Source organism: Paenibacillus sp. DRB1-1 (assembly GCF_052119485.1).
Lineage (GTDB): Bacteria > Bacillota > Bacilli > Paenibacillales > Paenibacillaceae > Paenibacillus > Paenibacillus polymyxa_B.
In genome coordinates this window covers 328,952-347,172 of record NZ_JBODQH010000002.1, presented here as the reverse complement: position 1 = coordinate 347,172, position 18,221 = coordinate 328,952, and the positions used below count along the sequence as shown (strand labels likewise).

Annotated in this window: 5 protein-coding genes; 4 read left to right on the top strand and 1 reads right to left on the bottom strand. The window is 47.9% G+C overall.

Features of this window, described 5'->3' with window-relative positions:
- The first annotated feature begins 127 nt into the window (after positions 1-127).
- From ACQW03_RS25940 to ACQW03_RS25930, 3 genes are all read left to right on the top strand, one after another.
- Positions 128-11,341 (top strand): amino acid adenylation domain-containing protein, encoded by an 11,214-nt coding sequence (locus ACQW03_RS25940; RefSeq protein WP_441952770.1) that lies wholly within the window; start codon positions 128-130, stop codon positions 11,339-11,341.
- Positions 11,342-11,606: 265 nt separating this feature from the next.
- On the top strand, positions 11,607-13,508 hold the full coding sequence (locus tag ACQW03_RS25935) for a serine hydrolase domain-containing protein (RefSeq protein WP_441952768.1): 1,902 nt from the start codon (positions 11,607-11,609) through the stop codon (positions 13,506-13,508).
- Positions 13,509-13,607: 99 nt separating this feature from the next.
- Entirely contained in the window at positions 13,608-16,643 is a 3,036-nt protein-coding gene (locus ACQW03_RS25930; protein ID WP_441952766.1) for an endonuclease, read from the top strand.
- Between the two features lie 311 nt (positions 16,644-16,954).
- Here the strand turns inward: ACQW03_RS25930 and ACQW03_RS25925 are convergent, their stop codons facing one another.
- Positions 16,955-17,302, bottom strand: a complete 348-nt coding sequence (locus ACQW03_RS25925; protein WP_023988452.1) for a hypothetical protein — start codon at positions 17,300-17,302, stop codon at positions 16,955-16,957.
- Between the two features lie 366 nt (positions 17,303-17,668).
- Here ACQW03_RS25925 and greA point away from each other — a divergent pair, with 366 nt between their 5' ends.
- Positions 17,669-18,148: a transcription elongation factor GreA gene (gene greA / locus ACQW03_RS25920; RefSeq protein ID WP_013310174.1), complete on the top strand. Its 480-nt coding sequence runs from the start codon at positions 17,669-17,671 to the stop codon at positions 18,146-18,148.
- Positions 18,149-18,221: the final 73 nt, after the last annotated feature.

The following is an 18,221-nucleotide window of genomic DNA, read 5'->3' as shown; positions in this document are numbered from 1 at the left end:
GCAGAGGGCGGCGGCTTGTCCGACTGCCCTTGCCTGCAAAGTATTCTTTTTCTGACACAACGCTCATGTACGTAACAACGCACCATCCAACCGGGGGAACAGGCCCCGAGAAGCAGGAGGGATGTCATTGAAAGCCTTATTTGAGAAGGAAAAAAATTACTGGAGTCATAAACTGGAATCTGAGGATCATATCAGCTGCCTACCATACACCAACCATGTGTCCAGAAGTACAATTGTAACGAGTTTAAATTCCCATACGTACACGCTCACATTTCCAACTGAAATTTCTCAAAGAATATCATCTATAACTGGTGGCGCTCCATGGGCCGTGTTTATGGTCCTGCTTGCTGGAGTAGAGAGCTTATTGCATAAATACACAGGTGAGGAACGTGTGCTGCTGGGCATTCCGGTAGCCAAGTCTAGCAACGGTGCTACAAAGCCGATCAACCATCTGCTTTTATTGAAAAATACGCTGGATTCCAGCACAACCTTCAAAGCCTTGCTGTCTCAAATCAAAACCTCTGTCGGTGAAGCTATTGAACATCAAAATATTCCTTTTTGGAACTATTCCGAATTACTTGACATTCAACGTAATGAGGATGGAAAGCCTCTTATTCACACCACAGTATCCTTGCAAAATATTCATGTATCTGAATTTTTGAATCACGTACAATCCGAACTACATTTCCAGTTTCAATGGGAAAATGAAGCGGTCTCCCTGAACGTAAAGTATAGTAGCGACCGTTATAGCGAGACGACGATTGAACACTTTGTTGAGCAGCTTCTGCGGCTGTACACTATTGTTTTGCAGCAGCCAGAGTTGCCGATTTCCACAGCACAAGTACTGTCAGAGCAAGAAGTAGAGCAGCTGGTCCATACCTTCAATGATACAAATGTGGATTATCCACGTCATGCGTCTATTCATGAATTGTTCGAGAAACAGGCAAAGCAGGCACCACAGCAGGTGGCGGTAGTGTGTGGGCAAGATAGCCTAACCTATGCAGAATTGAATGAAAAGGCCAACCGACTGGCTCATTCTTTACGTAAGCAGGGAATCCGCACCGAGCAGACGGTCGGCATTGTAGCTGAACGCTCGATTGAGATGATTGTCGGTATGCTCGGAATTCTCAAAGCAGGTGGAGCGTATGTACCCATTGATTCTGATTACCCGGATGAGCGTGTACGCTATTTGCTGAAGGATTCCGGTGCGGACATACTGCTCGTGCAGCGAATGGAACATCGGCCCACTGATTTTAAGGGAATGGTGCTTGACCTTAGCGATGCTGCAATTTATGGAACGGATGATGCTAATCGTTACGATCCAATTTTGCCGAATGATCACGGGACGAATACTGATCCGGGATACGTGGACTGCCTAGATCCTTTCTACTCCATTTCCGCCAGTCCCGAACTTGCTTCTACGACAACCATACAACCAGAAATCATGCAACCCAAAGCTACGCAATCAGAACAAGCAGAACAAATACAGCAGGCTTATGCAGCTGGAGAACAACCGAAGGCGAGCGCAGCTGGTCGCTTGGCCTATATTATGTACACCTCAGGGACTACAGGCCAGCCCAAAGGGGTTATGGTGGAGCACCGTAATGTCGTGCGTTTGGTGACAAACACAAATTATGCACGCTTGAATGCCGACACGCGCATTTTGCAGACTGGGTCTGTTGTCTTTGACGCGTCGACCTTCGAAATTTGGGGTGCGCTATTGAACGGTGGACAGCTGGTGCTGGTGAGTCAGGATATTATTTTGGACGCACCCAAGCTCAAGGAAGTTGTCCGCAATCACGGCATTACCACGATGTGGCTGACCGCACCACTCTTTAATCAGCTATCCCAGCAGGACTTGGAACTATTTGAGGGGATGCGGGAGCTGTTGGTTGGTGGTGATGTGCTGTCCGTACCGCATATTAACCGGGTATTGGAGGCCCATCCGAATCTACATATCATTAACGGCTATGGTCCGACGGAAAATACGACCTTTTCCACCACACATGCCATTACCGGCGTTCAATCGGCATCTGTGCCCATTGGCAGCCCAATCCATAACTCGACGGCATATGTCGTGGACGGTTCGATGCAGCTCCAGCCTGTTGGAGCGTGGGGAGAACTGATCGTCGGCGGTGACGGGGTGGCTCGCGGATACCGCAACCGCCCAGACCTGACGACCGAAAAGTTTATTGACAGCCCATTCCGTGGCGGCGAACGCTGCTATCGTACAGGGGACCTGGTGCGTTGGAATGCGGACGGGACGCTGGAATATAAGGGACGGATCGACGCGCAGGTAAAAATCCGGGGCTACCGGATCGAGCTGGGCGAGGTGGAAGCACAGCTGTTGAAGCTGGAGGCAGTCCGAGAAGCTGTTGTAATTGCACATGAAGATGAACAGGGGCAAAAGCTGCTCTGCGCATATGTGGTCACCCATGCGGAAGTAGCGACAAGTGAGCTGCGTAGCGCTTTGAGTCAGGAGCTGCCGGGCTACATGGTACCGTCGTATTTTGTGCAGCTGGAGCAGTTGCCACTGACGCCCAACGGCAAGGTGGATCGCCGAGCGTTGCCACAGCCAGAGGGAGGTGTAAGCTCAGGCGCAGAATATGTACCTCCTCAAAATCAATTACAAGCACAACTGGCTAGCATCTGGAAAGATGTGCTGGAGCTTGAGCGCATTGGGATTAAGGATAACTTTTTTGAGGCAGGAGGACATTCCCTGCGGGCGACACATGTCATATCACTCATCTATAAGGAATTGCATAAAAATGTGCAGCTAAAGGATCTGTTTCAGCATCCGACAATCGAACAGCTGGCGCAGGTTATTGAAGCACTGGAGCAAACCACTTATGAATCCATCCCTGTTACGGAGAATAAGCCATTTTATGCGGTCTCATCGGCTCAAAAACGGATGTATATCCTCAATCAGCTTGATGGCGCGGGAATTAGCTATAACATACCTGGTGCCCTGACTCTGACCGGTTCACTTGATCACAAGGCACTGGATAACGCGTTCCGTCAGCTTATTGAACGCCATGAAACATTGCGCACAAGTTTTGAGACCATGAACGGTGAACCTGTCCAGCGAGTACATGACGAGGTTCCTTTTCGCATGGAATTGACCTATGCTCACGGAGCTGCCCCAAAGGAAACGGATGAGCTGGTACGTAACTTTGTTCAGCCGTTCGATCTGGAGCAGGCTCCGTTATTCCGAGTTGGTTTGATTGAAACAGACCCAGAGCATCATATTTTGCTCATGGATATGCATCATATCATTTCGGACGGTACCTCTATAAATGTACTGATTCAGGACTTCATTCGTTTATATACAGGCGACACGCTGCCATCGCTGCGCATTCAGTATAAAGACTACGCCGCTTGGCAACAGAAGCAGCAGCAAAGTGAACACTACCGGGAACAAGAAAACTACTGGCTCAATACCTTCGCAGGAGAGCTACCTGTGCCAGATCTACCGACTGATTATCCACGCCCGGCGGTGAGAAGCTTTGAAGGAGATGTGCTGGAATTTACGCTTGACCAACGACAAAGCGAAGGCTTAAAAAGCATTGCGGTGCAGACGGAATCGACATTATATATGGTGTTGTTGGCTGCCTATTCGGCTTTGCTTAGCCACTATAGCGGGCAGGAGGATATTATTGTCGGTTCGCCAATTGCAGGGCGGCCCCATGCAGATCTTGGCAGTCTGATCGGGATGTTCGTGAATACACTGGCAATCCGTAATTATCCAGAAGGCGGGAAAACGTTCCGCAATTATGTGTTGGAGGTCAAGGAAAACGCGTTAAAGGCTTTTGAACATCAGGATTATCCGTTTGAAGAGCTGGTGGAGAAGCTGGGCGTGGATCGAGATTTAAGCCGTAATCCGTTATTTGATACCATGTTTGCACTGCAAAACCTAGAGCAAAAAGAGCAGCAGCTGGCAGGGCTGCAATTGGCATCCTATCCAAGTGAACAAACGACGGCCAAATTTGATTTGAGTCTGTTCGCAGTGGAGGATGGAGAACAAATTTCCTGTGCTCTTCAATACGGAACTCGGCTGTACAAACGGGAAACCATTGAACGACTGACTGAACATTTGCAGCAGCTTATCAATGCGGTTATAGAACAGCCGGATATCGTTCTTTCGGCTATTGAAATGGTTTCGGCCCAAGAAAAAGAGCTGCTTGTGCAGAGATTCAATGATACGGTAGCAGACTATCCGTATCCACGAGATCAAGCACTGCATGTGCTGTTCGAGGAACAGGTAGCGCAATCACCAGATCGGCTGGCCGTCACCTTTGCGGACACGAAGCTTACCTACCGCGAGCTGAATGAACGTGCCGACCGTCTGGCACACATACTCGCTTCCCATGGGATACGGCGCGGGTCCAAGCCAGAGACACAGCGAGTAGGGATTATGGCTGAACGCTCCATTGAAATGGTCGTCGGTATGCTGGCAATTTTGAAGGTCGGAGGGGCTTACGTTCCCATTGATCCCGATTATCCTGAGGAGCGTATCCGTTATTTACTGGAGGATTCCAGTGCGGGGCTGTTACTGTTACAGCGACGTGAACAGATGCCTTTTGAACCCGGCATTCCGGTCATCGATTTGAGTGATGAACAACGATGGAATAGCAAATCTGAAGGTGACGCTCATACGGATGGAACAATTGCGATGACAACAGGGGGATCTTCCTCAGATCTTGCGTATGTGATTTACACCTCTGGCACGACAGGCAAGCCGAAGGGCGTGATGATTGAGCACCGTAATGTCGTGCGACTAGTGAAGAACAAAAGCTATGCCATGCTTGATGAAAATACACGTATGCTGCAATTGGGCGCAGTTGTGTTCGATGCCTCCACTTTTGAAATCTGGGGAACGCTGCTGAACGGGGGACAACTGTATGTGGTAAGTCATGACACTATTCTGGATGCCTCCAAGCTCAAGCAGGCGATTGACAAGTATCGTGTTAACACGATGTTCATGACCACGGCTTTATTCAATCAGTATTCGCAGCAAGAAATCGGAGTGTTTGCGTCCTTGAAGGAGTTGCTCGTGGGTGGTGATGTGTTGTCTGTACCACACGTCAATCGTGTGATGAAGGAGTACCCGCAGCTTCGCCTGGCCAATATTTATGGGCCGACGGAGAACACCACCTTTTCCACCATCTATGATATTACAGAACCGCAAACCCAGGCTATTCCCATTGGACGTCCAATTGATCACTCGACCGCTTATGTGGTCAATCGTTCGTTGAAGCTGCAACCTATCGGAGCCTGGGGAGAGCTGATCGTCGGTGGCGACGGTGTTGGGCGAGGATATCTGAATCGGCCCGAGCTTACAGCGGAAAAATTTATTGAAAGTCCATTCCGGTCTGGAGAATATTGCTATCGTACAGGGGACTTAGTGCGTTGGCGTGCTGATGGTGTACTGGAGTACAAGGGAAGAATGGATGAACAGGTCAAAATTCGCGGCTACCGCATTGAACTGGGTGAAATTGAGACCCGTTTGTCCACGATTCCAGGTGTGAAGGAATCGGTTGTTACCGTGCGGCAGGACGATAACGGACAAAAACAGCTGTGTGCCTATTTTGCAACAGACAGTGAATTGAGCGCCAGCGACTTACGTAACATTTTGTCGCAGGATCTGCCTGGCTATATGGTGCCGTCCTACTTTGTGCAGCTCTCCAGACTGCCTTTGACGCTGAATGGCAAAGTAGACCGCAGGACACTGCCTGCACCTGAGCACAATCTCGATACAGGTATGGATTATGTGGCACCCGAGACGGATGTTCAACAAGCACTGGCTACGGCTTGGGGAGCCATTCTTGGTATCCCGAAAGTCGGAATACAGGATAACTTTTTCCATTTGGGTGGTGATTCCATCAAGGCCATCCAAGTATCGTCCCGCTTGTTTCAGGCTGGATACAAGCTGGAAATGAAGGACTTGTTCAAATACCCGACAATTGCGGGACTAAGCACATATATTCAGCCTGTTAACCGGATAGCCGAGCAGGGCGAGGTTACAGGAAATGTAGTGCTTACACCGATTCAGCGCTGGTTTTTTGAACAGCCAACGGGAGAACCACACTACTTTAACCAATCTGTCATGCTCTATCGTCAGGAAGGCTATGACGAACAGGCACTACGGCGGGCGCTCCATCAGATTACATCGCACCATGATGCATTGCGTATGGTTTTTAGTTTGTCGGAGAACGGATGTACAGCATGGAACCGCAGTGTAGAGGAAGGCGAACCGTACCATCTGGAGTGCTTTGACTATAATGACAGCGATGTAAACAAGCAAGATTTGGCGAAGATAATTGAAGCGAAATGCAATGAAATTCAATCTGGTATTTCCCTAAGCGAAGGTCCGTTGATGAGACTGGGGCTGTTCCGTTGCCCGAATGGAGATCATCTGCTGGTCGTGATTCATCATTTGGCGGTGGACGGGGTATCCTGGCGCATTTTATTCGAGGATTTGGCGACTGCCTATGATCAAGCCTCCAAGGGTGAACAGGTGATTCAGCTGCCTCATAAAACAGATTCGTTCCAAACGTGGGCCGAGCAGCTGCACGCTTATGCCAACAGTCCAGCTATGGAACGTGAGCGAGCGTATTGGGGGAAACTTGCACAAGCGGAACGGGCTCCTTTGCCGCAGGATTACGGGCATAACGAGCACGAAAAGCCATTGATTGGCGATAGTGAGTCGGTTACTGCTTTGTGGACACATGCAGAGACAGACCAGCTGCTCAAGCAGGCCAATCGTGCCTACCGTACAGAAATTAATGACCTGTTGTTGACGGCGGTAGGAATGGCATTGCAAGCATGGAGCGGACATGAGCGTTTCCTGATTAATCTGGAGGGACATGGACGTGAAGCCATTTTACCAGAGGTGGACATTACCCGAACGATAGGGTGGTTTACAAGCCAATATCCTGTTTTGCTCGATATGCCGGAAGAATTGGCACTTTCGCAACGGATTAAGCGTGTGAAGGAAGGACTGCGCGGTATCCCGCAAAAAGGGATTGGCTACGGTGTACTGAAATATTTAGCCGACCGTCAGACACAGGCACCGGAGGCATCTCCAGCCATATTTACGACAGATCCCGAAATCAGCTTTAACTATTTGGGACAGTTCGATCAGGATATGAAAGGGAACGACTTGCAATCATCCTCATATGAGGGTGGGATGCCGCTGAGCCCGACCATGGCTCGAACGTATACACTGGATTTTGGCGGCATCATTTCGGGAGGCCAACTGGGTCTGACAATTAGTTATAGCCGTACCAGCTATAGACCGGAGACGATCGAGCGATTGGCAAAATTACTGGAATCGAGCCTGCGTGAAATTTTGGCGCATTGCATCCATAAAGAACACCCGGAGCTTACCCCAAGTGACATTTCCTATAAAGGAATGAGTGTGGAGGGCTTGGACAGCCTCTTATCTGAAATGGGTGCTGCGGGTGAGATCGACAATGTATATGCACTGACCCCAATGCAGAAAGGGATGCTGTTTCACAGCCAGCTAGATAGTCAAGCAGCCGCGAATGACGCGTATTTTGAGCAGGTTTCTTATGATATGCGAGGTCAGATGGACATTCGGGCTTTTGCAGAAAGCCTGAATATTCTGGTTCGGCGACATGAGGCGCTGCGTACACATTTTTATTTTGGCAGGGATACGGAACCGTTGCAGGTGGTGTATCGAAATCGGGATTGCGGCTTTCAATATGAAGATTTACACCATCTAGATGAGGATGCAAAAGGTACCTGGGTGAAAAATTTCAAGCTACAAGATAAAGCACGGGGCTTTGATCTGCGTCGGGATGTCCTGCTGCGTGTAGCGATTTTACGTACCGGAGAAGACAGCTATCATTTTGTATGGAGCTTTCATCATATCGTCATGGACGGCTGGTGTCTGTCCCTTATAAATAAAGAAGTCTTTGAAAGCTATGCAGCACTTCAGGAGGGCAGAGTACCAGAGCTGGAACCGGCAGTGCCGTACAGCCGCTTTATTGAATGGCTGGAAGCACAGGATCGCAAGGCGGCAACCGACTACTGGAGCAGCTATTTATCCGGGTATGAGCAGCAAACAGCATTACCAGCTGTAAAATCCGGTCGCAAGAGTGAAGGCAACACGGCTAGTGATTGGGTGACGGTTTTGGAACGTGATTTGACCCTCCGGGTGGAGGAGACGGCTAAGCGATATCAAGTGACCATGAATACGTTATTACAAACCGCATGGGGGATTGTGCTGCAAAAATATAACAACCACAGTGATGTCGTATTTGGCAGTGTCGTCTCAGGTCGTCCATCAGATATTATCGGGGTAGAGGATATTATCGGCTTGTTCATTAATACCATTCCCGTTCGCATTCTTAGTGAGGCAGGGGAATCTTTTGCAGAAGTTATGAAGAAAACGCAGGAGCATGCGCTGGCTTCTCATGCATATGATACGTATCCACTGTTTGAGATCCAGGCATTGACCGACCAGAAACAGGATTTAATTAACCATATTATGGTGTTTGAAAATTATCCAGTAGATGAGCAGGTCGAGGAACTGGGAAGTGACGGGCAGGATACATTCCCGATTTCCAACGTGGTGGCTGCAGAGCAGACTAACTATGATCTGAGCTTAGTCGTTATGCCTGGAGAATGCATCAAGATTCGTTTTATGTATAACGCGTTAAGTTATGAACAAACAGGCATTGAGCGTCTGCATGGACATTTTGTGAACCTGTTGGAGCAAGTTTTGCTTAACCCGAATGTTTGCGTAGAAGAGCTGGAACTGGTTACAGCGGCGGAAAAACAACAAATTACAGGAGAGTTTAATGACACTGCCTCTGCATATCCAAGCAATCACACGATCCAAAAACTGTTTGAGGAGCAGGCAGAGCGCACGCCGGATCATATTGCCGTAGCTTTGGGTCATCAATCATTGACCTATCGGGAACTCAATGAGATGGCCAACCGTTTAGCGCATACGCTGCGTGATGCAGGAGTGAAATCCGATGAACCTGTGGGTATTTTGACGGAGCGCTCACTGGATATGATTACGGGAACACTCGCTATTTTGAAGGCTGGTGGCGCGTATGTGCCGGTAGACCCTCAATATCCGGAGGACCGTATCCGTTATATGCTGGAGGACTCGGGAGCTAAGCTGCTGCTGGCTCAGCAGGATTTACTAGATCGTTGCTATTTTGACGGACAGATTGTCAATCTGAATGAGGATACGTCCTACAGTGCAGATGCTTCCAATCTGGGTATAGATGGAGCGGGTAATCATGCTGCTTATGTCATTTATACCTCAGGTTCAACAGGTAAGCCTAAGGGTGTCGTTGTTGAGCATCAAAGTGTCGTGCGCCTTGTCCGCAATACGGATTATGTGCCATTTGATGAATCGACCCGAATGCTGCAGACTTGCGCGTTTGTATTTGATGTATCTACGTTTGAAATTTGGGGCGCGCTGCTGAACGGCGGTCAGCTTGTTCTTGTGCATAAGGATGATCTACTGGACGCGGCCAAGCTTAAAGAGACGATACGGGATCATCGCGTCACCATGATGTGGCTGACCACTCCGTTATTTAATCAGCTTTCACAGCAGGATAGTAAACTTTTCGGCGATGTGAAGTATTTGCTGGTTGGTGGTGATGTTTTGTCTGCACCCCATATTAACCGGGTCCTGCGCGATAATCCGGACATCAACATCATTAACGGCTATGGGCCAACGGAAAATACAACCTTTTCGACGACGTATCACATTACGGAAGAACAGCTGGATTCTGTGCCAATCGGACGCCCCATCCGTAATTCGACGGCGTATGTTGTGGATTCGTCATTTAACCTGCAACCGGTTGGAGCTTGGGGTGAGCTGGTTGTCGGCGGAGACGGAGTTGCACGTGGTTATCTGAACCGCTCTGAGCTTACGGCTGAGAGATTTCTTGCTAACCCGTGGGTGGACGGAGATCGTCTGTACTGTACGGGAGACCTTGTTCGTTGGCGTGAAGACGGCATACTGGAATACGCTGGACGGATTGATCAACAGGTTAAAATTCGCGGTTACCGGATTGAGCTGGGCGAGGTGGAGGCGCGGCTGGCAAGTGTACCGTCCGTGCGGGATAGCGTTGTTATCGCTTTGCGGGATGGATCGGGTCAGCAGCAATTATGTGCTTACTTCACTGCCGATGAACAGCTGACCATCCGTGAGATTCGAGCTGCGATGTCGGCCAGTCTGCCGAGTTATATGATTCCATCCGCATTTGTACAGCTGGATCGGTTTCCGCTGACGACAAACGGCAAAATCGACCGCAAAGCTTTACCTGTGCCGGACAAAGGGCTGCACACGGGTATAGAATATGTCGCACCGCGAACCGATGTGGAACAGTTGCTGGCAGCCATTTGGCAGGAAGTACTTGAAATTCCACAAGTGGGTATCCACGATGACTTTTTCACGTTGGGTGGACATTCCTTGAAAGTACTGGAGCTAATACGCAAAGTTCACCTTGCTACAGATATTGAGCTTCCCATCCGTAGTGTTCTGGACTTCCCGACTATAGAAGCGCAGGCGCTCACATTATTGAAAGCCGATCTGGAATACAAGGCCGATAGTCCAATCATTCGGTTGAATGAACACGGTCCGATCTCCATCTTCTGCTTTCCTCCTATGCTTGGATACGGGCTGTCGTTCGCGGAGCTTGCGAAACAACTGGATCAGGACGCAGTCGTGTATGGGTTGGAGTTCGTGGATGATGCTGCGGATGAGCAGGCAATGCTGGCACGTTACGTTGATTTGATCGTCAACACGCAAGCGCAAGGTCCGTATGTGCTGCTTGGTTATTCCATAGGTGGTAATCTGGCGCATAAGGTTGCTGACACACTGGAACGTCAAGGTCATACTGTATCCGATATTTTTATGCTCGATTCGGTCAAAAGGGCGGAAGCTCTGCCCTTCACAGTTGAAGAAACAGAGCATGAAATTCATGACATGCTAGAACAGGTTCCCGACTCCTACCGTGAGCTATTGAATGAAACGTACCAACGTAAAATGATCGCTTACGCGGTATATGGCAACCAGCTTGTGAATACAGAGAGCGTTCAGGCGAATATTCACGGCTTTGTCGCCGTTGGATCGGAAACGGTCAAGGGTACAGGAGATAATCGACTTTTATGGAAAGACGTTACACGAGGTAGCTATGAAGAGCATAGCTTGATTGGCAATCATTATGAACTGCTGGAACCCGGATTTATCGAGGAAAATGTAAAAAGTATCCGTGCCACCATACAAAAGATAACTCGGAACACGGACAAAGACATGACACAAGACTTGGCACATCATAAATCTTGAAAATCTACGGTCGATGATGTAACGAACTGAATCACTGATTTTTAATCTGTAACACATGAATCCTGATCGACAGGTAAGAAGCCTTATGCTTACGCGACTCGATCAGGATTCGCTTTATTATGTGCACTCCCGCGATGGGAAGTGCGATGATTCCATAGCGCCATGCTGATGGCCTCCATATGGAGTATAAATATCTGCTCGCTATGCAATCACCGCACGGTTCAAATCATTAAATCAACTTCATACGTAAGGATGGTACTTCAATATGAAGAATAAAGGCATTTGCTACCTATCCGCTTTTTTAGCAGCGTTATTTCTCTCGAACCTGCTCATTGCTTCGGCATGGGCAACAGACAGCATAACACCTGATTCATTGGAAAAAACAGTGGACAATATCATGAGTACAGAATTGGAAAAATTGCATATTCCGGGGGCTGCAGTCGTCGTGACTCAGGAAAACCAAATCCTTTTTAGTAAAGGTTATGGATATGCAGATCTGGAGCGGAAAGCGGCATTCGATCCAGCAAAGACCATTGTTCGTGTCGGCTCTCTAACCAAATCATTTAGTGCAAGCGCCACGATGCAGCTGGTTGAGCAAAACAAGCTTGATTTGAATGAAGACGTGAACAGCTATCTCCACAGCTATAAAGCTACGCAATACCAAAACCAGCCTTTCAATTTGCATCAGCTTTTGACACATACCTCGGGATTGGATGAAGCGCTGTACAACATTAACAGCTCGACTCGGGCAGGCGTTTTGCCCACAGAGCAGTATCTCAGCACGTATTTTCAAAATCAGCCTCCCATCCGCAAACCTGGAATTCAGTATGATTACAGCAATGTCGCCTACGGTCTGATCGGTAATATCGTGGAGCAAGTAAGCGGTCAGGGACTGAATGATTACCTCCGTACACATCTGTTTCAGCCGATGAATATGCCCAGCGCGACACTGGAATTGCCGTTAAATCATCCTGCACTGGCCCAGTCGTATCAGTTGAAGGATGGAACGTATTTGAAACAGCCTTTGTCGTATATCAATCTGCCGGGAGCAGGAGCGTTGAACGTCACACCCAACGAGTTTTCCCATTATCTGATCACTCATTTAAACCAAGGCAAGTATGAGGGCAAAGTGGTGCTCCAGCCACATACGGTAAAAGTGATGCATGCGCAGCAATTTGCTGTCGATGAACGCCTAGATGGCGTAGGCTACGGATTTTTCCGTGGTCATTTGGAGACGGGAGTACCTATGCTGTGGGCTACCGGGGAAATTGATGATTTTATTTCCGAAATGGTATTGATTCCGTCCCAAAAGATCGGTATTTTTGTGATCATTAATTCAGCTGACACGGACACCCTGCTTCATGGAAAAGTCATCAATGCGATAGCCCAAATGCTGCCCTCAGAGCCACAGGCCGTTTCGCAGTCACTAGCTCGCTCTTCCACACAAGTGAAACTTTCGCCAGAGATCGAGGGCGTATATCAGGTGGATTCTAATCCTGTTCATGGTTGGGGGAAATGGATTCGGATACTGGGAAGCATTACATACACCGTGCGAATTCAAAATGATCATACGTTAATTGTTAGAGGAAAACACCCAAATGAGAATGAAGCAACAGACAAAGTTTTTCAAGCAGCAGGTGATGGATTGTTTGTGGAAAAGGGGGGCCAGCTTAAAATTTTGCTGTATCAGGAAAACGGTACTTGGATGATGGTTGCCCCAGATAGTAAGACCATGAAGCAGACGACACTTTGGCACCGTACCTGGACTCTGCTTGTCAGCTACGCTGCCGCCTCCTTATTTTTTATCACAACCTTGCTGATTTGGATCGTAAGATATGTGATCAGAGATATCCGTAAAACGAATAATCACATTTCGTCCAACCTTGCATTCATTGCGTCACTAAATTCGATTTTTCTCGGAGTGCAGGTCATCTATGGTAACAATCAGATAGTGTATGGCTATTCCGCCTGGTATATCTGGGGAATTTGCACGTTACCGCTCATTTCAGCTCTCATTGCTGTATGGGTATTGATCGTGAATGGCGCAAAGATGATTACAGGGGAAAGGAGACCCCGGACTGCTGGGAAAATCCTATTTGCGGTACTCACATTGCTGCATACGGTGTATCTCTTTTATTGGAATTTACTTCCTATTCATTATTCCTAAAGATTTACAAAACAATGCATATTCGAACATAAATGAATGCTAAAATTTGTATCTGATGCCCCCCAGAGGGGCTTTAAACCAACAAACAGGAGGAAAAGAATGGGAATCTTTCGTCGTTTTACATCCCGTAGCTTCAAATACGCAACTGCTATGGTTTTCACTTTATCGTTGTACGCTGGTGTTGCGGGCAGCATACAACCGGTACGGGCAGAAGGTCCGGCGGACCCAGCTCCCTTCATTGCTGCGAAAGTGGTCAATGAGAACGCTGGTAAAAAAGTGCTGTTTGATAATACACATGGACAGACAGCTGGCGCAGCAGATTGGGTGATTGATGGTGGATTTTCAGACTTCGGCCAAGCCCTCGCGAGCAATGGCTATGATGTACACGAGCTACGCCAATCTACGCCTATTACTTACAATGATCTAAAGAATTATGATGTATTTGTTACGGCAGAGCCAAATATTCCTTTTAAGCAGAGCGAACAGGCTGCAATGGAGCAGTATGTAAAAGCAGGCAATAGTATTTTTTTCATTGGAGATCATTATAACGCGGACCGCAACAAGAATCGCTGGGACGGATCGGAGAGCATTAATGGCTACCGTCGTGGTGCATGGGAAGACCCTGCGAAGGGAATGAGTGCGGAAGAAAAAAGCTCAACAGCGATGCAGGGCGTAGTCAGCTCAGATTGGCTGGGCAGCCAGTTTGGTGTGCGCTTTCGCTACAATGCATTAGGCGATATCACGGCCAATCAGATTGTCGAGCCAGCGCAGGCGTTCGGCATTACAGCTGGAGTGAGTAATGTGGCAATGCATGCAGGATCAACACTCGCGATTATCGACCCAGCGAAAGCCAAGGGAATCGTATATCTTCCTAAAACCAATCAGGCTTGGGGCAACGCGGTAGATCAGGGCGTTTATAACGGAGGCGGCATTCCAGAAGGACCTTATGCAGCTGTATCGAAAGTAGGACTAGGCAAAGCTGCTTTCATTGGGGACTCGTCTCCTGTCGAAGATGCAACGCCAAAATATTTGCGCGAAGAGACAGGAACCAAGAAGACAACGTATGACGGCTTTAAGGAGCAGGATGACGCTGTGTTACTGGTCAATATCGTAGACTGGTTGTCCAACAAGGAGGAGTATACCAGCCTGACGGAAGTGAACAGCTTACAACTGGACCAGCCGACGGCGTTACTGCCTTTTGAAGAGCCGCAAGCTTCCACGGAACCACAAGCCGAGCCGTGGTCCGCTCCCGCAGCCGGCTACAAATGGTGGGATCAGCAAACATTCAAAGCAGGGTCCTATGGCGGACCTACAGCCAGCGCGCAACCAGTGTACAGCATCGTTCGTCAAGAGGAGCTGCCCAATGCACAGCCTTTTCAAATTCGAGTTACTGCCGACCAACTGGCTCCCAACAGCACGATTAGCGGATTCAGCACAGGTATTTACGTAGCGGGCGGCAATCAAGTAGCCCAGATTCAAAATCCGGATGGAAGCTGGCCAACCACATACGGCTATAGCGGAACATTTAGTCTGGAGTCCAACGGCAAAGGGCATGCCTATAAGGACTTGACGGTGCGGATCAAGCCGGGAACCAGTGGTTCAGCTAATCTTAGACTGAAGCAAAACGGCAGCAATCTGCTGACCCAATCCGTCGTGCTGGCTGATGTCCCGGCCCAGCCGTTGCCCGAGGAAGGCAATACGGTTCCAGCTCGTATCAGTGTCGCAGAAGCACGGAGCCTCCCGGCTGGCAAAGTCGTGACCTTAGAGGGCGTTGTGACGACAGAACCAGGTGCATTCGGTGGTCAAGCCTTTTACATGCAGGATGAAAGTGGTGGGATTTATGTATATCAGAACCAAAGTGGCTTTCACCGAGGTGATCGAGTAAAGCTTATAGCAAGCTTGGCACTGTATAATAGTGAGCTAGAGTTAACCGATCCAGTGGTAATTGAAAAAAAGGGAGAAGGACAACTTCCAGAAGCTGTACAAGTCACCGAGCTCAGTGATGGGAACCAAGGACAGTTGGTCGAGCTTCCAACGGCAATTATTCGTAATGTGATAGACGCGACTCCCGTAGGTTCGTTTGAATTTGATGCAGTATCTGGTGAAGTAAGTCACCATGTGCGCGTCGATGCACGTACAGGCGTAACACGGACATCTTTTCCATATCAAGAAGGACAGCAAGTGAAACTAAAGGGAATTTCGGCGATTTTCAAAGGGGATTATCAATTAAAACCGCGTGGACTGGATGATTTTTCAGCTCAGGCAGGCGCAGCTTTGCAGGAAGTAGAGCTTTCACTGGATCAAACGACCCTCAACATTGGGGATACGGCAGCGACACATCTCAAGGGTACGCTGACAGATGGCAGCGAAGCTGATTTAAGCCGCGCTTCTGTTCAGTATATCAGCAGTCATGAATCCGTTTCGCTGGATACGTATGGAGAACTTAAGGCCCTAAAAGAGGGGAGCGCGGAGATTACAGCCAGCGTCACCTTGAACGGTCAAACAGTGGTATCCAATCCTGTAACCGTTAGAGTCGAAAAGACTGCTGTAGGTGAAGTGCCGGGAAAACCTGTACTGTCGCATGATAACGGGCAGGATACTGGACTAAAGGATGGCAACTACAACATCACCATGAATCTGTGGTGGGGTACGAATGGTGATGAACTCAAGTTGTATGAAAACGACAAGCTGATTGGCACCCAATCGTTGCAAGCCGCTTCCCCTGGAGCACAGCATGCAGTCATTCCTGTTACAGGCAAGACCAATGGTACCTACACGTATACTGCAGAACTGATCAACGCTTCTGGTAAAACGACCAGCGACTCGTTAACTGTCGAAGTGACCGATGCTTCCCCTGGCATTCCAGTGCTGTCTGATGACAATTGGGATGGTGACGGTACCTACACCCTTACAATGAACATGTGGTGGGGCACGAATGCGACAAAATACAACTTATATGAAAATGGAGAACTGATCGACGCCCAGGATCTGCCAAGCAAAAGCCCGCAGGCCCAAAGCGCAATCACCAACATCCAAAATCAAAAGCCGGGTACATACGAGTATCGGGCCGAGCTAGTCAATGCTTCAGGAGAAGTTAGTAGTCAAACGATAAGCGTGGAAGTGAAGGAACGTTAAGCGAAAATGATGGATCGTTAAAAAGCAAGAGCATCTATTGACCTTCGGGAGTCTATAGATGCTCTATTTTATTTTTACGATATGTCTGCCACTATGGTATTCTGTCGAGCTGTATTATATATAAGAGAGAAGCATGAAAAAAGTACCCGCAGCGGGTACTATCATTTTAGGATTGTGTTGGTTTAGCAGACAGTCCCTCTATATCTGAGGAGCCATAGAAGAACAAGGCAACTAGTATCACAATAATGACAACCTCTGCAAAATATTCTCCATCAAACTCACTCACCACAAATATCTCCTTTCGCCACTTGTTAATTGTTTACTTTCTGTGAAAAGGCTTGTATCACCTGGTCCAGTGTCATATTTCCATTATCATTTAAAAATTTCACCATATTATCGACATTGGATGGAGTGGATGCTAATGTTTTGTATTTTCCTGTGAGGCCTAAAAACAATGTTGCTTGTCTGTATAAAGTCACGGAATCGACGTTTAGTTTTCCCGTTAGTAGGAGGGCTGCCACTAAGACCTCCACATTTTTCCCTTGAAGAGCAGAAAAGATAGCCGAATTACTGTTTAATCCATTTTTCTTTTGACCGTTGGGGGGGGATTTGGATTTACGATTCCCATTCCCATTGCCATTCTTTCCTAAGGAAGCCATCGAATCTTCCTCCCGCCATATACTGTTCTTGCCTGTCTTTATGAAAATTCGGAACAAGGACAGTGGCACTACACGTGCTCATCAATATACATTATGATCATACGATATGCGAATAAGAGAGCATTGGTTACTATAAGAATCACCCTGGTTGAAGGTAGCTGGCTACTATTATTCAGTAATTTATTTCGCATGTTGGTCCGATTTAGAGTAAACTACAATAAAGCAAGCCAAATGAGCAATTTGCATACATCCCAAGAGCGTTTCCAATCAGCAATGTTTAGAACGAAACGGTTTAGTTCGTTTATTGGATTTTTGAGCTTTGAATTGGAATTAAGCAAATGCTGAAATAGGAGTTGTAGAAAAAATATGTCGAATGAAGAAGTATTGTTAACTAAAGAGGGATTGGCCAAGCTGGAGGATGAGCTTAAGGAACTGAAGACCGTAAAACGTAAGGAGCTAGCCGAACGGCTTAAGTTGGCTATCAGCTACGGCGATTTGAAGGAAAATAGTGAGTATCACTCAGCCAAGGATGACCAAGCATTTATGGAAACCCGCATTCTCATATTGGAGAAGATGCTGACCAAAGCCCGGGTCGTGGACGAGAGTAATTTAGACCTTAGAACCGTTAGTATCGGATCGACTGTCATTCTGAATGACATCGAATTTTCGGAGAAGATGGAATACAAAATTGTAAGTCCTGCTGAGGCGGATGTTCTGGATAACAAAATTTCCTATGAGAGTCCTTTAGGCAAGGCACTTTTGGGGAAAGAAGTGGGCAGTATCATTCATGTGGATGCACCCATGGCTGTAATCAAATATGAGTTGCTTGAAATTAAGCTCACATAGTTCATTCCCGATTCCCTTAATGAGGGGGCCGGGATTTTTTTATTTCTCGCTACTTACATACCGTCCATGTGGA